Annotated in this window: 18 protein-coding genes; 12 read left to right on the top strand and 6 right to left on the bottom strand. The window is 43.3% G+C overall.

Going from position 1 to position 20,215, the window contains the following annotated elements; genetic code table 11:
• Nucleotides 1-118 precede the first annotated feature (118 nt).
• The gene (locus SPEA_RS14535; protein ID WP_012155972.1) at nt 119-619 is read left to right on the top strand and encodes a glycine cleavage system transcriptional repressor; all 501 of its coding nucleotides are present in this window, start codon (nt 119-121) and stop codon (nt 617-619) included.
• 87 nt (nt 620-706) lie between these two features.
• Here the strand turns inward: SPEA_RS14535 and SPEA_RS14540 are convergent, their stop codons facing one another.
• Together SPEA_RS14540 and SPEA_RS14545 are read right to left on the bottom strand one after the other, a co-directional pair.
• Nucleotides 707-1,447: a GGDEF domain-containing protein gene (locus SPEA_RS14540; RefSeq protein ID WP_150102235.1), complete on the bottom strand. Its 741-nt coding sequence runs from the start codon at nt 1,445-1,447 to the stop codon at nt 707-709.
• Between the two features lie 324 nt (nt 1,448-1,771).
• A complete protein-coding gene (locus SPEA_RS14545; RefSeq protein WP_012155974.1) occupies nt 1,772-2,674 on the bottom strand; it encodes a LysR family transcriptional regulator in 903 nt (300 codons plus the stop codon).
• Between the two features lie 115 nt (nt 2,675-2,789).
• On the opposite strand from SPEA_RS14545, the gene SPEA_RS14550 reads away from it, so the two are divergent.
• A complete protein-coding gene (locus SPEA_RS14550) occupies nt 2,790-3,500 on the top strand; it encodes a hypothetical protein (RefSeq protein WP_012155975.1) in 711 nt (236 codons plus the stop codon).
• 270 nt (nt 3,501-3,770) lie between these two features.
• On the opposite strand, the gene SPEA_RS14555 is transcribed toward SPEA_RS14550, so the two are convergent.
• Nucleotides 3,771-4,997, bottom strand: coding sequence for a hypothetical protein (locus tag SPEA_RS14555; protein WP_012155976.1), 1,227 nt, complete (start codon nt 4,995-4,997; stop codon nt 3,771-3,773).
• Between the two features lie 439 nt (nt 4,998-5,436).
• Between SPEA_RS14555 and SPEA_RS14560 the strand changes: the two genes are divergently transcribed.
• Nucleotides 5,437-6,387, top strand: coding sequence for a glycoside hydrolase family 16 protein (locus tag SPEA_RS14560; RefSeq protein ID WP_049767973.1), 951 nt, complete (start codon nt 5,437-5,439; stop codon nt 6,385-6,387).
• A gap of 365 nt (nt 6,388-6,752) precedes the next feature.
• A complete protein-coding gene (locus tag SPEA_RS14565) occupies nt 6,753-7,571 on the top strand; it encodes a DUF2797 domain-containing protein (RefSeq protein ID WP_012155978.1) in 819 nt (272 codons plus the stop codon).
• A gap of 100 nt (nt 7,572-7,671) precedes the next feature.
• Here the strand turns inward: SPEA_RS14565 and SPEA_RS14570 are convergent, their stop codons facing one another.
• Nucleotides 7,672-8,244, bottom strand: a complete 573-nt coding sequence (locus tag SPEA_RS14570; RefSeq protein ID WP_041410996.1) for a DUF4136 domain-containing protein — start codon at nt 8,242-8,244, stop codon at nt 7,672-7,674.
• A gap of 193 nt (nt 8,245-8,437) precedes the next feature.
• Nucleotides 8,438-11,356, bottom strand: a complete 2,919-nt coding sequence (locus SPEA_RS14575; protein WP_012155980.1) for a M9 family metallopeptidase — start codon at nt 11,354-11,356, stop codon at nt 8,438-8,440.
• A 784-nt stretch (nt 11,357-12,140) separates the two neighbouring features.
• Here SPEA_RS14575 and SPEA_RS14585 point away from each other — a divergent pair.
• The 8 genes from SPEA_RS14585 to SPEA_RS14620 all read left to right on the top strand — a co-directional run bounded on the left by SPEA_RS14585 (nt 12,141) and on the right by SPEA_RS14620 (nt 18,743).
• Nucleotides 12,141-12,734, top strand: coding sequence for a LysE family translocator (locus SPEA_RS14585; protein WP_012155981.1), 594 nt, complete (start codon nt 12,141-12,143; stop codon nt 12,732-12,734).
• 20 nt (nt 12,735-12,754) lie between these two features.
• A complete protein-coding gene (locus tag SPEA_RS14590; protein ID WP_012155982.1) occupies nt 12,755-13,321 on the top strand; it encodes a DUF1415 domain-containing protein in 567 nt (188 codons plus the stop codon).
• A gap of 71 nt (nt 13,322-13,392) precedes the next feature.
• The gene (locus SPEA_RS14595) at nt 13,393-14,157 is read left to right on the top strand and encodes a ribonuclease H family protein (RefSeq protein WP_012155983.1); all 765 of its coding nucleotides are present in this window, start codon (nt 13,393-13,395) and stop codon (nt 14,155-14,157) included.
• 81 nt (nt 14,158-14,238) lie between these two features.
• Nucleotides 14,239-14,658 carry a hypothetical protein gene (locus SPEA_RS14600; protein WP_012155984.1) on the top strand — a complete coding sequence of 140 codons (420 nt, stop codon included), beginning with the start codon at nt 14,239-14,241 and terminating at the stop codon, nt 14,656-14,658.
• Between the two features lie 153 nt (nt 14,659-14,811).
• Nucleotides 14,812-16,173, top strand: coding sequence for a leucyl aminopeptidase family protein (locus SPEA_RS14605; protein ID WP_012155985.1), 1,362 nt, complete (start codon nt 14,812-14,814; stop codon nt 16,171-16,173).
• Nucleotides 16,174-16,481: 308 nt separating this feature from the next.
• A complete protein-coding gene (locus SPEA_RS14610) occupies nt 16,482-17,615 on the top strand; it encodes a hypothetical protein (protein ID WP_223296509.1) in 1,134 nt (377 codons plus the stop codon).
• Nucleotides 17,616-17,797: 182 nt separating this feature from the next.
• Nucleotides 17,798-18,106 carry a Rho-binding antiterminator gene (locus tag SPEA_RS14615; RefSeq protein WP_012155987.1) on the top strand — a complete coding sequence of 103 codons (309 nt, stop codon included), beginning with the start codon at nt 17,798-17,800 and terminating at the stop codon, nt 18,104-18,106.
• Nucleotides 18,107-18,296: 190 nt separating this feature from the next.
• On the top strand, nt 18,297-18,743 hold the full coding sequence (locus SPEA_RS14620; protein WP_041411543.1) for a DUF2059 domain-containing protein: 447 nt from the start codon (nt 18,297-18,299) through the stop codon (nt 18,741-18,743).
• A gap of 109 nt (nt 18,744-18,852) precedes the next feature.
• Here SPEA_RS14620 and SPEA_RS14625 read toward each other — a convergent pair whose 3' ends face one another.
• Entirely contained in the window at nt 18,853-20,061 is a 1,209-nt protein-coding gene (locus tag SPEA_RS14625) for a NupC/NupG family nucleoside CNT transporter (protein ID WP_012155989.1), read from the bottom strand.
• Between the last annotated feature and the right edge of the window lie 154 nt (nt 20,062-20,215).

Genomic DNA, 20,215 nt, shown 5'->3' on the forward strand with positions numbered 1-20,215 from the left:
AAAGCAGAACGATTTAGCATCAAATTTTTACGGTAATAACTGGGACAAAACAGGTCTATCTATTTAAGATCTAGCAAGAATATACGCATTGGCATGATAAATAATGGAGTAATATCAAATGTTAAGATATCTAATTACCCTGCAAGCAAAGGATAGAGAAGGCTTAGTAGAACAAATAGCCCACGCAGTGAGTCGCCATGGGGGAAATTGGCTAGACTCTGAACTGCGCCATATTGATGGAATTTTTGCCGCGATATTACTGTTAGAGGTCCCCGCCGCTCACTGGGATGAACTTATTGAAAGTTTAGAGCTACTAGAGGGAATATCATTAACCTACGCCAAATCCACTAAACCTCAAGCTAAAAACAAACATGTTAGTTACTCATTAGTGGCATACGACAGACCCGGTCTAGTACATGAAATATCGAATAAAATTAGTGCACTTGGGATTAATATCGAACATATGAGCACCCGCTACGAAAGTGCCAGTCACACTGGTATTGCACTGTTTAGAGCCGATTTTAATGTCAGCATGAAAGACAGTCTCGATGAAGAAAGATTGACTCAGGCTCTTCACAGCATCGGGGATGATGTGGTGTTAGATAACCTGTCAGCTTAATTAGCATCGAGCCTGATTTATTGTTAAATCAGGCTCTCATATTGAGAGCTACCTCATCGGGAAAATAACGGCAGCTAATGAATGGTATTAGCTATCGAATACCACGGTACAGTTTCTGCCAGTTTCTTTTGCAAGATAGAGCGAACGATCGGCTTTATTGAGCAGAGCTTCAATGTTGTCAGTTTTTTGAGGCACCACTGATATAACACCAATACTTACTGTATAACGCATTGTTGAGTGACCGTACTGAATCGCTGTTAACCTAAGAGCCTGATGTAACCTTTCTGCAAGCGCATAAGCGGCCGAGGCAGACGTGTTTGGCAATAACAGAGCAAACTCCTCACCACCTAAACGACCCATTAAATCTGACGTTCGACAGTTAGCTCTTATCGTTGTAGAAAAGTGCCTTAGCACTGCATCACCAGCGCTATGTCCATAGCAATCATTTATCGCCTTAAATTTATCCAAATCCAATGCGATCACAGACAACATCCTCCCCTCTTGCTTAGCACGATGAATATATAATTCGGCATCACGGAAAAAAGCCCGCCGATTTAATAGTTCTGTCAAAGGATCTAGCGATGCCAACAGCCTCATCTCTTTTTCAAGAGAGTCAACTTTCATAAGCAAGCTTATTAGTGGCCAGGAAACTATAGGTGCAATAGTCAAGGGAATAAACGTGGCTAAAAAAAACGCAATGTTGTAAACGGCACCTGTCTGACGAAGAGAAAAAGCCAAAAAAGTGATGAAAACTGAGAAAGAAACCGACAGCGCGGTAATAAGGAGGACGACTTTTAGCCGTCCAAGGTTTTGAATTATATGTCTCATTCTTTGTACTAAATAACGCCTAGCTGATCGCAACGAAATCGGCATGGAGAAAGCCAAGGGGGCAGGATAATAACTCAGCTTGCGTTGCCGCGATATTTATATTTACATTTATTTCAATCACATATGATAACAACAAGCCTTAAACTTGACTCAGTAACACTTCATATCCCTTATTCTGATAACTCGCCGCACTTTTTCTCACTATAGTTTTTTACCACAAAGGGTTACCGCGCCTAAAAAAACTCTATCCCTAGTAGCCGAAACTCATACTAGATCTAGGCAACAAATTATATCGGCAGTGTTTTTAGCAAAGTCATATCCTGTTTACGGCAGCAATATCTGTTTAATTCTATTTCGCAACCAAATATGACTAGGATCTATCGAATTTGATTTATGCCACTGCATAATAACCGGCACAGGCTTGAGGCTAATTGGTGGTTCTATGATTTTAAGAGAGAGCTGCTCTTGGTAGTGTATAGCAAGCCTGAGTGGCACATGACAGAACAGCATTGTTTGGCTAACAATCAATATATTTGCCATAATAGAGCTAGCCTCATGGCTAATATTTCTTCGAACTTCAAGCTTATCTTCGAGAAACATCTCCAAAGCCAACTTACCGCTTCGACGTAAACTCAGCACGGATTGCGGCAACTCTTGATACTGCTCGAAGGTCAAGTTTTCATCGATTGTCGAGTTACTTTTTGCTGCAATCAAGACTATCCTATCTTCAAACAGTAGCTCACTTTCGATGCTACTATCTGCTAGCACGACACTATCGATAACCAAGTCTGTCATTCGGGTTCGTAAACTCGCAATAGCTTCTTCATCCGTGCTCGCCTGTTGCATCAAACTATAGGTCAAGCCATTGTTTTGCTCGCCTGCAAATGCAGACAGTAACTTAGCGTTATATTCTTCAGGGCCCATTAAGCTAAAGTGTGCCTTCGACACATGAGGATCAAACTGTCCAAAAGCGCTAATCACCGTCTCTATAGACAAAAGTTCAAACCGAACATTTTGGTATAAAGCCTTCGCAGCTGCAGTGGGTTGGATCTGCCCTCCTCCTCGAACAAAGAGCTCTTTCTCTAGCGATTTTTGTAAGCGTTTCATCGCAATACTCACCGCAGGCGGAGAGATACCCAGCGCTTCACTCGTCTTCACGTAGCTACCGGTTTCCATCACCTTAGAAAATACTTTAAGCAAATTGAGATCAAATTTATCGAATATCATTACAGCCCCGCAAGATAAACAGTGCTTATCTCTTAGATAAACTCTAGTCAATTTAGTTTATCTGACTACCAGTGTAAATTGGTGCTATGAATTTAATCTGTAAAAGGTTCTCTCTATGAAACTTAATCATATCTCCTTAGCAGTCATTTTATCTTTCGCTGTCTCAGCCTGTGGAAGTGACAGTAGAAGCGATAGCCCGCCGCAGATCGATAACTTACCGTCTCGCAGCGCCCCCGTCCCTGAAAAGCCACCAATTTTGCCCGACGATGGCTTGCCGATAGAGGACCCATGCACTAGCAACTGTGGCAGTGATACGCCACCACGCGATGAGGATACGCCAATAGTGCCAATTCCAGATGTGCCACTAATAGCAAACGTGAATATAGTGAGCCATGAGATCCATAAGCAAGTCGGCACCGTTGAAATGCACCACGTTGTGACGGGGAAAGCTGAGGATCAGTCACGGCTAGTCCCCTACCCAAGCGTTCGATACTACGTGACTCACAGTGAAGATGTAACGGTTCTGGATCTGCAACCGACTATCGGCTGGGTAAACATCTACACCATCTGGAACCACCCACAAGGGGAACGCAAATGCCGTTTAGATGTCTTCCCCGATAGCACGGTTAAATCCAGCTGTACCACAGATAACACCTGGTTTGGCAGTGTGGCTGCAGCAGTGAAGTATCACGATGGAGGCTTAACTTTGGATATGAACTTCTTCGATGGCAATCAAGGTGTCAATTACGCATGGCGTATTGCTGAGAACTCAAGCCAACAACCGCTGTATGAGCACAATACTTTCATGTACGTTGAACACAAGTAACACTTTAATTCAATGATGAGTGATGCTGTAAATAGCTAAAACTCGCTTTTGCGAGATTAGAAAAAGATCGTGATGTACTTTCACCAAGGTGAAAAGGGCTGAGGAGGCATAACTCCGCACCAGCAATACTGCTAGTGCGGATTAACTCAACAATAACAAATTGAGTCTTGATTGAACGAGTACTTCAACTATATCTCCAATAAATTAGAAGTTCAGTTAATCATTGATGTCTTGTATTTTACCAATTAGGCACCAAAGCACTCTTTCATTTTACGGTTGTGGACAGTCTGGACAGTCTGGGCAGAGCTTACAGCTAGCATCAGCCTCCATCGACTCTACATATTCTCCAAAAAATGTATCACCACTGGCTTTTACTGTATCGACAAAAGCTCTTACTAAACTACCTGAAACTCCGCCTTCAGGAAGCTCATCCAACCCAGGCATAGGCACATAACTTCCAGAGAAATCTTCACAGGCTCCTGGAGCAAGAGCGTCAACCGTATGGATAACCTCAGTCATATTATCGTGAGTTTCTTCAACGATAACATCCTTGATGAGCACTGAGGAGTCATTACAAACATCTCCTCCATAATTAACTTGGAGACCGTAATCACCATAACCATTTTGCACCACCACAGTCGAGCAGTCTTTTGTCACTTTCAGCTTGCCTGGGAATGTTTCGACGGGGCAATCAAAGTCTTTGATATCATTGGCAACGATACTCCCCCCTCCCTCAACTGCAGCTGTAGCCTCCGCGGTACCACTAATCCCATTGATGGTAGTTATAAAGTCATCATAGAATGTTTTTGACGCGCCAACAGCTAATGTATCCTCTAAGAATTCATCGCCTGCTGTCACATTTTTCGCGACTATATCAAATAATGCCAGCGAACCTGTGTTTTCCACCTTGAGCGAATACTCGTATTTAATTGCGTTACCCCCCGCTACTAGCTCACCTCCGTTACACATTAGGGTAACTTTCAATTCTGGTTTTCCTGGTATGTAGCAGAATGAAACATGACTGAGGCCATAATATTTATCACTGGCTCGCTCTGGCGCATGTAAATTAGCATCTGAGGTAGTAAACGAGCCATCATAGCTATAAAGGTTGCCCCCAGGGCCCCCTTTAACAAACACTCCCAGCATGATCACAGAGCTGTCTCCTTGATCCCACGAAAATGTCTTGGCACCTTGTTGAACATCGAGAGTCACTGACAATTCACCATCTCCATATATACCATCATAGACAGGCTCAACTTTTAGCTCTCTTAAATCTTCGTTATTAAAAAATTCGGAACAGGTTGGGTTTCCCACAAACTCTTGCGGTTGAAATCCTCCAGCAGAGGGTGATCCGGCATCTGAACGTACAACTTGAAGACTGATAACAGCACTGATAACCAGCAGTAAAGCCAATTGTTTAATAATTTTACTTCTTCCTACGTCAATGAGCATATTTTGGCAACATGACCTAGTAGAGTTGAAAAGTGTTAAGTTCATTAGGTTATCTCCTTGAAGTGATAATTAATGTCCTTACTCCGTAATAGCTAAAGGACATCATAGCTATCATGAAGCAACACTCAGGCCAACACGTAACCAGTTGTATATTTAGAACTTTCCACATAACCAATATTAAAAGGTGTTCAAGATAAACAGGCATCCTTTACACAGTGTCACTCTCTCTAAACAGTGCCCGACTCACTGTGACTACGACAGTGTTCAGGGGCACAACCTACTTCCGGCAGGGTAAACATCGGCGCCACCTTTTCCCCACAAAAGTTAATTGAAACTTGATTGGCTAACGTAAAGTCACTCTTATATAAAAATAATCTAATACAAGACGGTACATAAGAAAATCGACTCCTCGAAACTCACTTGCTTTTTGCCTATGCAAACTATAATTAGTCATCCAAAAAGTAGAAACACTGATGGAGACCGCATGCAATATCATTCAATGTTCAGCCCTAAACGCTCTATTCTTTGCATCAGCTGTATCTTACTCCTAAATTACCACAGTGCATTACAAGCAAAACCTAGCGATAAGTCAGATATAAAAATACGTGGTAAATCAATGAAATTATCCGAACAGCAAGTCTCAGCTCAACGAATGGCTAAAGAGGATTCTTTGCTCAAAGCCAGCTCAACGAACAAAAAAGAACCTAAAACAAGGACGGCTAAAAGTAACGGATTTATTGATGTGCTCACTCACTTTGATTACAACCATTGGTGGGCCAGTGATGGTTGGCACAATGGTTTTCCCTTTGTTAATCGTTGGCAGGCTGACGCCGTTAGCCACAGCGGTGACGGTGTGCAACTGACCTTAAGTAACCATGGTTCAGTAGAGGTGCCTGATTGGGTCTCAGGCGAGCTGCGCAGCCATGAATACCGAGGTTACGGCTGCTATGAAGTCAGCATGAAACCCGCCGCTCGATCGGGTGTTGTTAGCAGCTTCTTCCTGTTTGCCAGCCCTTATGATATCGCCCCAAATGGTAACGGCTTACACCATGAAATTGATATAGAATTTTTAGGTGACAACACTAACTTTATGCAAATTAACTTCTGGCGAAACGGTGAGCCAGATGAGGCACAAAATGCCCGACTCATCCCGCTACAGTTTGATGCCGCATTAGATTTTCACCGCTATGGGATCCGTTGGTCATCGAAAAAAATACAATGGTATGTCGATGGCTTATTAGTGCATGAAGTGAGCTCAAACGAGAGTGATTTCATTCCGAAAACCACCGAGTCAACATTAATGACCATAATGAATATCTGGGCCACAGATGAAGATATCGCCTCATGGGCGGGCGAGTTTGATCCCGAGTTAGGATCGAGTCAAAGCCATTATAAGGATTTTAGTTATCAACCATTAAAACAGTGCCAACTTTAAACTTTGCCAACAGTAAACAGTGATTGCGAGCAGTTTGCGCTCAAAATCACTGCCGGTAGTTAATACCAATCAGTATAAGTAGAGTTCTAATGGATTAGCTCAGTAATATTTATCATAACTTGATTATCAAAAGGATTTGAGATGTCTAAAAACGTTATCTTTCAACTAGGGACGAATAATTGGCAGCGTGAAGGAGTTTAGCCATCGGTAATCACATAATGAAGGTAAAAAATTTATTGAATATCGCATCTCCTATTGCTGTCAGCCTCTAGCCATATGCAATTCATAGCAATCGAAAAAACCATTCCTAAGCAGCTTTAACAATCTGTTAGACTAAGGCAAATTCTGATAGAAATAGAAATGTCATGCTTGGAACCTTAAGAAAAATGCGCAGCCACTTAGATGAGAATAATGTGGTTCAATACCAACTGCCTGTTGGCGAAGAGTTACTGGATCTTAATCCGCTAATTGGTAGTCAATTAACCCTTACCCATACTGGAAAAATACTCTGCTGTAACTGCGGCAAGAAAACCAAGAAGAGCTACTCACAGGGCCACTGCTACGTTTGTATGCAAAAATTGGCAAGCTGCGACATGTGTATTATGAAGCCAGAAACTTGCCATTACGCTGCGGGCACCTGCCGTGAGCCGTCTTGGGGAGAGGCTAATTGCTTCGTGCCACATTATGTCTACCTATCGAATACATCTGGCGTAAAGGTGGGTATTACGCGCCATACACAACTGCCGACACGCTGGATAGATCAGGGCGCGACTCAGGGCCTACCTATTTTTAAGGTAGAAACACGTTTAGTTTCAGGCTTGGTCGAAACAGCCCTGGCTAAAATGATCGCAGACAAGACGAATTGGCGCACTATGCTTAAAGGTAACGCCGATGAACTGGATCTTAAGCAGCAGGCTGAAACATTAATTCCGCATATTGCTGAACGCCTACAGGAGATCACCGCCGAACATGGCGAGTTTGCAGTATCTCAGCTTGATGAGCCGATTCAAGCCATCAACTACCCTGTGAGTGAGTTTCCGACCAAGATAAGCTCACATAACTTTGATAAAAACCCAGAAGTATCAGGCATTTTAAAAGGCATAAAAGGCCAATACTTGATCTTCGATACAGGGGTGATTAACGTGCGAAAATTTGGCTCTTACGAAGTAAGCGTTAACTACTAAACGATTTAATGATCTTAATGTATTAATTAAAAATGCCCTGCGGTTGCAGGGCATTTTTATTTGAACACTCTCGGCGACTTTAAGTGTCGATTTGAAGAACCTAAACCGCAGGAACTGACTGTAGCATAGTCGACAACAAACGCTCGAAACGTTGCTCCCTTTGCTCTAGAGTATTATCTGAATCCGTAAAACCTTGAGCTAATACTCGCCATACTGGTATAGGGTTATGGGGAGAAAACAGTGCCACTAATACCGATCCCTTTTCATATTCGTCATCGACACCTACGGTAGATAAGCCTGCAACTAAACCAGCTCTTTTTAAGATCTCTTTATCACTCATCTCAGACTCTAGTGCCAACCCAAAACCGACTAACACACTCGGCGCCTCGTGGGCACTGGCTAAATGATAGCCCTTTGCCTGCATCGCCTGAGTAATAGCGACTTGCATATGCTTGATCACCGCTTGATCGTCGACCTCATCACTAGCGTGAACAGCAAACATGGTCGGGTGCCAAGCAAAGGCTTTTGAGGATCGGCTCAGCATCGTAAGATCTCCAGTAGTCACCATAGTCGTTCGCGTCGCCGCCATCTCGGCTTCTGCACTATCTGTTGTACTGCAACCAGCCAACATTGATATCCCCACGACTATCATTGAGATACATTTCTTGATCATAGGCTTCCCCACCTCTTGTTATCGAATTGCAGCGTAACACTTTAAACATTAACCTAACCTGACTCATGAGCTGCTGTCGACAGTAAAAGCTAATTTAGTTAAGCTATTTTTTAACTCAAATAAAAAGCCGACTCATAAAGAGTCGGCTCATAAAGAGTCGGCTTTAGTCAGCTACTATTTTTTAATAGTCTTGTTACTTAATGTTAACCACCAAGCTTGCACCTTCGCTCGATGGCGCACCATCGGCACTGATGTAGTACCAACCTTCTGCTGGAGCTGAGATTGTTAGGCTTTCAACATTATCCGCATTTTCAGACTTAACTTCGAATGAGTCAGGACCAGCCCAAGTCTGGCTATTACCATATAGATTCACATTACCGCTACCATGACCACTTGCAACAGTAACCTCTTCAGTACCTGTAGGCACATAGAAGTAGTAGCTTGAGTGACCATCTTCGATACAGATAGCCTCGCCAAACTCAACGCCACCATAGCTATATGGAGATTGTGTTGCACATGCATCAGCAACTGCTACAGGAGTTGTGCCTGTATCGCCCTCCTCTGTTAGGCTAACCTTAAGGCTGACACCGTCAAAGTCTTGGTGTGCGAGTAGGCTCACATATACCCAACCACTATTAGCAATCACGCTTAGCGATTCTTCGTTACCATCGTTTTCAGATCTTGCATCAAAGTCCGATGGCTTAGCCCAGATATCTTGATTGAAGAACAGATCCACATCACCTTCACCGCCAGAGGTGCTGATATAAAGCGGCGTGTTATCTTCCTCTACATAGGTGTAGAAATAGTTAATATCTGTACCTTCAACACACTCAACTTTATCTTGAGTTAGCTTGCCATCTCTAATGGTTGCTACGCCGCAATGCTCGACAGGCTTATTTGGCTCATCAGTATCTGCATTATCACCGATGCCATCACCATCCGAATCTGCCCACTCAGTAGGATCTGTTGGGAATACATCACCGTTGTCACCCACGCCATCACCGTCGGTATCGACCGTTTCGCTAGCATCGGTTGGGAACGCATCTGCATTATCACCAACACCGTCACCATCAGTATCGCGGGTTTCACTCGGATCATGGGGGAAAGCGTCTTGGTCATCGGCTACGCCGTCACCATCTGAATCAATTGGATCAGTTATATCAATAGCAATTGACTCATCATTACTGGTCACTGAAGTCAACCAAGTGTTCCACTCGCTGTTATAGTTTTGACCAATAGTGTTATCGATATAAGCCAACCAACCATCGGCGTCACCACCACGTGCTAGCACTAATAATTCGTCAACATCACTTCTGTGGTTTTCAAATAGGAAACGCACCGCTAGATAACCCCAGCTATAAACGCGATCTGAACCACTGTTATAGGTATTCGCTAGGATTTCGCTGAGGCTATAGGCCTGAGAGCGCCCCATATCGACAGCACCGTCATTACGGTTCTGCTTAGATATGTACTCGGCTAGACCTTCTGACCACCAAACAGATTTACCCGTATCGATATCAAAGTAGTTAAACGCACCATATTGATTAAAGCGGCCATCTAGATAATGAACATATTCGTGCTTAAGGTTCCAAACTAAAATATCTTCAGTCCAGGTTGCTTCATGCGCAATAAAACGCGCCTGATTACCTTCTTGTGAAGGTGTCCCCTCTAGGTACATACCACCATTGTCAGTACTAATACCAAAAATCACACCGGCATACTGGGCATAGTCATCGTAGCTATCGAAAATATTAACTTCTAAGCTTTCATTCAAATCATCGGCAACTGGCTGGTAACCCGTTGCGAGTACATTATGGAACAGTGTTTCTTCTCCTCCCATAAGATCACAAGAGGCTTGTAGCTCATCATTAGTTAACTGCTGAGCACGAATATAGATGGTATCACTACAGTTGTAGTTGATAGGTAATGCCGTCTGTTCAAGCTCCTCTTCCCAGCCACATATCCCAAACTGTTCGCAATCACCTGGGTTATAATAATCTAGATAGCCTGCACCGTCAGCCCACTCAGCAGACATACGTTCAAACTTGCTCATGTAGAGCTCTACACCGTCATTTAGGCGTGTTTTTAAGCTTTGTGGTAGATCCCAATACGCTTGATACTCATAGAAGCGACCAAACTCATGAAAAGCATCTGTCGATTCATACTGGTAATCAGAGTTAATAATATAATCAGCAGTCGCAATATTCAGTAGCGCATCTATTAGCTCACCATGCTCCATGGCTAGCTTATTGTAATCCTCAGCCCAACTACCGTAATAAAGTGTAGTCAGTGCACTTGTCATCGCTGCGCGGTGGCGATTACTTGCTAAGAAGTCAGCATTAAACATCTGCAGGTAATCTGTAATTAAAGGCACGCTTTCAAGGATTCGATCGGCGCTCGACCATGAAGTGAAAAACTCCATTAAAGTGTCACCAGCAGAATGAGTGATCTCAAAAAGCTTAGGGTTCTTTGAATACTCAACTAACGCACCGTAAACGGCATCAGCGGCTAGGGTATCACTATAAGTTAGGTCGTCGTTATAGAACTCAATGTAAAATGCACCGCGTAAGAAGTAGAACAAGTTACGCATTTCATAACCTGTGCTGCTGTCGTAAGTCGCTGCCATAGAGGCCGCTTGATTAGCAACCGAAACCACATTTTCAGTCTGGTAAGCTGCAACAGATACTGCATCGTTACGTGAATAAAGCGCAGAGATACAAGAAATATCGGCTTCTCTCACATAATTAAATAACTCTTGGCCACTTAATGCTGCAAGCTCACTACTACATACCTCTGCTTCAGATTCAGCTGCAGGACCTACGGAACCAACAGCCCCCATTGGTCCTTCAACTTTCTGTTCTTTACTCTTATCGATATTCTGACGTTGAGTCTTTTCAGCATTTTTTTGCTTACCAGGCACATTAGCGCCCTTTTCAAAGCGACTTTTCAGATCTTTTCCGTGAGCGGCTTTAGATGAAGCCTTTTCAGTTGGTGCGACTTCAGATGTTGCTAACGCAGCGCTAGGAAACAGAATAGCTGAACAAGCCAAGGCTAAAGCATGAACTTTAAACTGACCCTTTTTAGCTTGTGATTTAGATGATTTGATTGACATGTTTGACTCCAATTATTCGCGGCTATGTCGTTAAACCACCTAATACAGGAAAGTGATAATCGGACTGATATCGGGTTTGCTTGCCGCGCTTGTTGTTGCGATATTTTTATATTTGTTAATCTTTCGTTAAAAAGATGATCCAATTTATAATTTATACAATATCCACATGCAAGCAAAAATAATCACTCAGACTTTGGTAAATATGCACATAGGCAGTGATTTAATGAATGAACATTCAAGTGTCAAAAATCTTACTCAAGTTAAACAGTTACAATCACGATTTTGATCGCTATAACAAGAATATAAGTAGGCGCCGAAGGGTTTATCAGGTAGTGCTAAACAAGCTAACGTCATTATGTTTCCCCGATTTACTCGGCATTTATAAATTAATTAAATTCACACCAGAACAAGGCATTGCTGCCAAAGCAGTCGTGTTCTCGGTTACAATTGCAGATAAAGAGCTAGCCCCCGACTAGTGGTGATTTTTATTGTTGTGGGACTAAGTTATTTCGTTATCGTCAAAAATTAATCTAATGCTACTCAAGTAAGAATGAAAGGCGCTAATAACTTATTAAAAGTGATTAAAAATTCAATATTAATTCCATATCAAACATGTATAACAAAAAGAAATAACATATTTAAAATCAGTTATGAGGAGAATCACAAAAAATAGACTTTTACGTCTGTAGCCCGATCACGCTACCATAGGCCCTTCTCATTATTTAGCCCTTTTCAACCAACTGGTTTAGGGCATGCTATAGACTGATTGGTATTGACCCGGGTTATGGAACTTATTCTAACAATTGCTCTTTTCGCATTTTCATCAGGGATCACTCCTGGCCCCAATAACATCATGTTGATGTCTTCTGGGGTTAACTTCGGTGTTAAGCGCAGCCTGCCTCATCTATTTGGGATCTGCATCGGATTTCCTGCAATGGTGTTAGCCATAGGTTTAGGGTTAAGTGCGGTATTTCAGAGCTTTCCTGTACTGCATAGCATCATCAAATATGTCGGGATCACCTATTTGCTGTATTTAGCATGGCTAATAGCTAATAGCAGCGCCAAGATGAATGGCAAAGACACCCCCTCGCCACTCACCTTTATACAGGCTGCAGCATTTCAATGGGTTAACCCAAAAGCATGGGTCATGGGGATAGGTGCAGTTGCGGCTTTTACTAGCATGAGCCATACATTAGCGCCTCAAGTAGCCACCATCTCATTAGTCTTTTTTGTTGTTGCTCTGCCTAGCGCCTTTATCTGGCTAGGGTTTGGAGTGGCATTAAAACGAATATTAAAGAATCAAAAACAGCAAAAAATCTTTAATGTCACTATGGCACTCTTGCTTGTACTATCGATCCTACCTATGATCCGGCCATAACTTATCAAAGGTAGCATCTGATGACTCAGGTAATCATTCCCGAATTACAAGCATACGCGACAGAAACCGAAAACTGGGTAAAACAGGTGATAATGAAATATAACATCTGCCCTTTCGCGAGACGTGAAGTCGAGCGGGCCAGTATCAGATATGCCGTCATCGATGAATCTCGCATGCAAGATGTGTTACAGGCACTTATCGATGAGTGTGTTTATCTCGATGAGCACACAGATATTGAAACCACCTTGTTTATTCTGCCTAGAGGGTTTGAGGGTTTTTACCTCTATCTAGATTTAGTCGATATCGCCAATGATCTATTAATCGAGCAAGGCTACGAAGGTGAATATCAGCTAGCGAGCTTTCACCCTGACTATTGCTTTGAAGATGAGGCGCAAGACTCGGCGGCAAACTATACCAACCGCTCCCCTTATCCAACGCTGCACATTATTCGTGAAGCCAGTATGGAGTTGGCATTAGCCACTTACAATGAGCCAGAGACAATCCCTGAGCGCAACATTGCCTTTGCCGAGCGTAAAGGCAGTGAGTTCTTTGTGAATTTGCTTGCTCAGTGCAAGAAAAGCCAATAACCATCTTCAAAGGCTACCTCATGTTAACCGTAGCCAAACAATGATTTATTAAGATTTAGGACATAAGCTACATGGCTAAAAAGTATTACGTGGTATGGGCTGGTCGTGAGACCGGCATTTTTACGAGCTGGGATTACACCAAAAAGCAGGTCGACAAATTTCCTCAGGCCAAATATAAGTCTTTCCCAACCGAAGCTGAAGCCAAGGCTGCCTTTGCTAAGTCGCCGAGTTACGGCAGCGCGACAAGAAAACCTACATCAGGGCCAGCCAAAGCCAAAACAGCCGCTAAAGCCAGCCTAGATATCGATGTTAGTCGCTGTGATGTATCTATTTTTACCGATGGCGGCTGTGAGCCTAACCCAGGTAAAGCAGGCTCTGGAGTGGCGGTTTATCATAATGCCGTGCTTTCAGAACTTTATTACGGCCTTTATAACGCTAACGGCACCAATAACTCAGCCGAGCTAAACGCCTTACACCAGGCGCTATTGATTGCCGATAAGGCACTAAAACAAGGGCAAAGCGTACAGATCTTAAGTGACTCACAGTACTCAATCAACTGCATTACTAATTGGGCTTACGGCTGGAAAACCAAAGGCTGGAAGCGCAAGGTTGCTGGTGATATCAAAAACTTAGATATTATTCAGCAGTCTCATGCCTTGTATGATTCTCTAAAGGATAAACTTAACATTCAACACGTTGCCGCTCACGTTGGTATAGAAGGTAACGAATTGGCCGACCGCATGTCGATTTATGCTATCGACCAAAAAGACCCGGCGTTTTGTCGTTATCCAGACCCTATTGTACTGACTGATATTCTTAGCCTACGTGCCGGTTAGTATGTAGACATTAGTCGGTGTTTTATATTTATTAAGGCTAATTAATAGGTTTAAAGCATCGACTATGCGACAATCGCCGCCATGAAAATCTACGTTCACCTACATAAAGCCCCTATTCGCGTTCTCCGTATTGGAAAGCGTCGATTCTGGCTGCGCCTAAAACGCGATATGTTGGTATTAAAAGATGCGCTTTCTCAAGAAAAACAGGAGACTAAAGATATGTTAGTCACCTACAAGCGCTATACACGTAGACAAGCTTCGAAAGAAGAGCTAACACAAGCCAATAAGCAGTTTGCCGATCTATTAAAAGGCCTCGGGTTAGGCATGTTTGCCGTATTACCCTTTGCCCCAATCACAATCCCTATCGTAGTCAAACTCGGAAAAGTTGTCGGCGTCGATGTTCTGCCTAGCTCGTTTAATAACATGTCTGAACGTAAGGCCAATATCAGACGACTCTCCAGCGAGGCACGCCTGCAATCAAGCTCTGAACAGATAGAGTAATCATATTTCAGCTATATCTTAAAAGCGATAGCTCACAAATAACCAAGCTAGATCCTTGCTAAATTTCCGCCCTTGCCTTTCTCCTGAACGGTTTGCCTGATACTCTAAGTCCTAAGCTATCCTCATCTTTTAATAACAAAAAAGAGTCCTTACATGAGCAACCTTATTATCTCTGGTGCTTCTGGCATCCCTTTATCCATTTTCAATAGCGGGTCTTTCAACATCTGGCGTGAGCAACAAGCGCCACGCATTCAAAACTGGCTCAATACCACCCAATTTAAAGGCAAAGGCGCAAGTTTAATTCCTGGCGCAGAGGGTGAATTAGAGCAGGTCATTTTTGTCAGCGATAGCGAAGATTCATACTGGCTTTGCGGTGACTTAGTCAATCAACTTCCAGCAGGCCAATATGAGCTTAAAGGCGATGACCAGCTAATAAGAACGGCAGCATTTAGCTGGGGCTTAGGAGCATATCAGTTCGACCGTTATAAAAAGAGCGAGAAACAACATCCAGTGTTAATCGTGCCAACTCAGGCGCAGGCCGATGAAGCCAATAAGTTTATCCGCTCAGTGTCTTTGGTGCGTGATTTGGTAAACACTCCTGCTGCAGATATGATGCCGCAACACTTAGGTGACATCATGCTGGCCATGGCGCAAGAGTTTGGCGCAAGCATAAACCAAATTGTAGGCGATGAACTACTGGAACAAAACTACCCAACCATTCATATGGTCGGCCGCGCCAGTGAAAACCTGCCACGCTTAATCGATCTCACCTGGGGTGATGAATCGGCGCCAAAACTAACCTTAGTCGGCAAAGGGGTATGCTTTGATTCAGGGGGACTGGATCTAAAACCCGGCTCAGGCATGCGCTTAATGAAGAAAGATATGGGCGGCGCGGCTCATGTTATCGGCCTAGCTCAACTCATCATGGCCCATAACTTACCAGTACGATTACGCGTACTGGTACCTGCCGTTGAAAACGCAGTTTCGGCCAATGCCTTCAGACCCGGTGACGTGATCACCACTCGTAAAGGCATAACTGTTGAAATTGACAATACCGATGCTGAGGGTCGTTTAGTCTTGTGTGATGCATTAGCTGAAGCCAACAATGATAAACCAGAACTGGTTATTGATTTTGCCACGCTCACAGGCGCTATGCGCATTGCATTAGGTACCGAGCTTCCAGGTTTTTTCAGTAATGACGAAGAAGTCGCAGCGGGCTTTACCGCATCAGGCCTAAAGGTTGATGACCCTGTTTGGCGCATGCCACTACACAAGCCCTATATGGCGCTCACAGGCAGCGATATTGCCGATATTGCCAACTGCGCAACCACACCATTTGGTGGCGCAATTACCGCGGCTCTTTATTTAGAGGAATTTGTCGATAAAGATATCAGCTGGAGCCATTTCGATGTCATGGCCTACAATGTGCGTAAATTACCCGGCCGCCCAGTCGGCGGTGAAGCCTTCGGCATTCGTGCAGTATTTGATTATCTGCAAAATCGCTTTCATGCCTAATTAGTACTCTTCCATGAATAAGGTCCGTTTATACAGGCCTTATTCATGCTTTTTATCACTAAATATTCATCTGACTCTTTTTCACAGATACCCCATAAGTGAATAGCTCCCTCCGCACTGAGCATTTTTTGGCCACCAAGTCGCTATAAATATTAAAGTAGTTCCCTAAAACATCTGCCTTACATCACATTCCTAATCTATTAAACACTGTAGCTGCTGTGATTGAGTATTCAGTCACAATATTCACCTAAAAAGTCGATATTATTCAGCTCCTAAATCCAATGTCGGATTATAAACGAGAATAAAAAGTGAAAAAGCTTAAATTATCTATATTAATTGGTGCGTTACTTGGCGCACCTACGGTTGTAATGGCGGATGAATTCACACCTTCTGTTGATTTAGGTGGTGCAGTTAAAGTTAAGTACTTCGTTGATGATGGCAATGAAGCATCTAAGTCAAACGGCGGTACATTCGCATTTGACGCATTAGAGCTAGATATCGATAGTCAGATTAGCGAAAACTGGTCAGCCAGTGCTAAATACATCTTCAAAAACTCTTCAAGCAACCATTTCGTTAAATACGCTTATGCTGCGTACAATGGTGTTGAAGATTGGCAGTTCCAAGGTGGTGTGATCAGCAAGCCATTTGGTAACAAGAGCTTCATCTCTCACAACTGGTGGGAAAGTATCAACTACTACATGGGCTTTGAAGACGACTACGATCTAGGTGCTAAGGCAATTTATAGCAAAGGTAACTGGACTTCTGAAGTCGCTTTCTTCAAGAACAGCGAATACTCGGCATCTGACAGCCGTGGTTACGCAGCTGATGCGTACACAGGTACTGTAAATGGTACAGACTATAACAACGAAGAAACCAACACCTTTAACATTCGTCAGTCTTACGTGTTAGACTTTGACAAGCTAACAGTACAACTAGGTGCATCGTTAGAATACGGTCAGTTATATGATTCACTTCATGACGACCACGGTACTTCTACAGCTTACGCCGTGCATTTAGATGCACAGTACAGCGGTTACCAGCTACAACTGCAAATGGTTGACTACGACTACGACCAGTACGATAGTGAAGGTAAAAACGGCTTGTACGCTATGAAGATGGGCGAAGGCTTCTATGAAGTTGCCGCTAAAGGTCAAATCTTCGCCGCTAACATCGCTAAAGCAATGGCCTATGACTGGGGTACTGTAACTCTGTACAACGACTACAGCCATCTAACACCTGATACTGATATTAATGCTAACCTAAATGACTCTGTTATCAACACAACAGGTATGAGCATTGGTGTATCAGACTTCTACATCTTCATCGACCACATCTACGGTAAGAACGCTGTATGGATCGGTGGCCAGCAAGGTCTAGGTATCGAAAACCAAGATGATGATTTCTACTCTCTATTTAACATCAGCGTTGCTTACTATTTCTAATATTAGTTGCTAAACGACTTTGTTAACTGAGTCGCCTTGCCCTTAACTATTTTGGGTAAGTGATATACAAAGGCCTGCTTATGCAGGCCTTTTTTATTAAATTTATATTCTAATTTGGGGCTAATCCGCTACCCTTATAATTACCCACTTCATCAAATACCAATCTGCATAAGGTCACAAATATGCTGAGCTGCAGCCAACATGATTACATAGAGCTGGTGTGTATTTTTAATTACCCTATCAAACTCACTATGAAAAATGGTGACTCGATTAGCGGTAAGGCGCTGGATACATGCAGAAATACACAAAAACAGCACTGCATAAAACTTGTCTGCAAACAACAGAACTGTATAAAAGGGAGCCACAGCCAAAGCAGCCCTGAAACTCAGCTCTCGGATGAAGCCGAGCACCGACTAATCGTACTCGATGATATAGCCAGTATGCAGGTCTGTGTCGATAACCCCCACCTAGATCGCATAGAACTTGGTTAACCTCCAATATATAAAACTTTTGCCTTTCCCTAAATTCCCTGCTGCTCTATGCTGTTAGCAAATAAAACTAATTAATTTGGTTAGTTAGCTGACTAACTTGTCACGATTAGCATCAATCACTTTTGGCACTTAGCCAATTTTGATATGAATATTAATAATGACCAAATTACCTAACAACTGGATGTTAACTATGAAATTCGCCGTCATTCCGTTACTCGCAATCATCACCTTTTCAACTCATGCCTTTGCAGAACAAAGTTCAGCCGAAACTGCCTCAGAAGAGAGTGTGAAACAACTGATGTACAAGACTGGCGCTGGCGAGCTAGGGATTCAAGCCATGAACCAGATGCTTCCAGCATTGAAAAATATCATCCCAGATGCACCAGAGGCCTTTTGGAATGATTATATGGCAAAGTTTAACCCCGAAGCGCTAGTTGAACTGACCGTACCCATCTATCAAAAATATCTGACCGAGGAAGAAGTTCAAGCGCTTAATGCCTTCTATGATACGCCAGCGGGTAAGAAGCTTATCAAGGTACAACCTTTTATCATGCAAGAGTCGATGATGGCTGGCCAGCAATGGGGACAAGCTGTAGCCCAAGATGTGATGACTAAATACCAAATGCAGAACCAATAAATCAATTGGCTCTGCCCCCGAAAAAGAACCAAACAAAAAGAGCAGCTAAGCTGCTCTTTTTGTTGCTGGACTCGAATAACGCTTTAATCAACTGACAATCACAGACAAATTATAGGCTAATGAAAATACCAGCTAACGCGGCGCTCATTAAGTTTGCAAGAGTCGCGGCAAGTACCGCTTTTAAACCAAGGTTTGCCACTTCGCTGCGACGCTCTGGTGCCATCACACCGATACTGCCTAGCTGAATCGCAATCGAGCCTATGTTAGCAAAGCCACATAATGCGAAGGTGATGATCACCTGAGAGTGCATCGATAGTTGCTCTTTAACTTCGGTGAAATCCATAAAGGCCACGAACTCGTTAAGGATCAGCTTTTGACCGATAAAGCTTCCCGCCTGCATCATCTCGTTGGCTGGCACACCAATTAAAAATGCCACTGGTGCAAAAATGTAACCCAGCAAGCTTTGCATGGTCACGCCTTCAAGGTTAAACCAAGTGCCCACTTGCTCAAGACCCGCATTAAACATGGCAATCACACTGATAAAGGCTAATAACATGGTACCGATAGCCACAGCCACGCGCATACCATTCATCGCACCGGAGGCAAGTGCATCAACCACATTACTGTGTTCACTCTGACTCATATCGACGCTTTGCTGCGACTCAGGATAGCCTGTTTCAGGCACCAATAGCTTTGCCATCATCAAGCTACCTGGCGCCGCCATAAAGCTTGCCGCAATCAAGTATTTAAGCTCGACCCCCAGACCCGCATAACCACCTAACACACTGCCAGCCACCGACGCCATACCGCCCGTCATCACCGCAAATAGCTCTGAGCGAGTCATCTTAGGTAAGAATGGCTTAACTAGTAAAGGCGATTCGCCTTGGCTTAAGAAGATATTGCCCGTGGTCACCAATGATTCTGCACGGCTGATCCCTAGTAACTTTTGCAGTGCGCCCCCCATCACTTTAATCACCCACTGCATAATACCGAAGTAATACAACATAGAGATTAAGGCACTAATAAAGATAACTAGAGGAAGCACACGAATAGCGAACACAAAGCTGTTGGTGGCAAGGTCGCCAAACAGGAAGTTAATTCCCTCATCGGCAAAACTTAATACAGAGGCAACGCCCTGACTCACAGAGCCTAGAATGTTTTGGCCCATAGGCACATACAAAACTAAGGCAGCTAACGCAGCTTGCAAGGCAAACGCCCCAAGTACCGTGCGCCACTTAATCGCATGGCGATTTTCAGAAAAAATCCACCCACAGAGAACGAGAAAAGAAATTCCGACTAAACTGATCAACAACTGCATAATTTATCTCATTTTTTAAATATAAAATGTTTATATAGAAAGAGTTAAGTAGCAGGCGGTCGTAAATGTATAGAAGATGGGGAATGCTTTAATAAAAGCGACATTTGACGTCGACTAATGAGCGAAGAATATTCCAGCCATTTAGCGTCGAGCG

The organism is Shewanella pealeana ATCC 700345 (genome assembly GCF_000018285.1).
GTDB lineage: Bacteria > Pseudomonadota > Gammaproteobacteria > Enterobacterales > Shewanellaceae > Shewanella > Shewanella pealeana.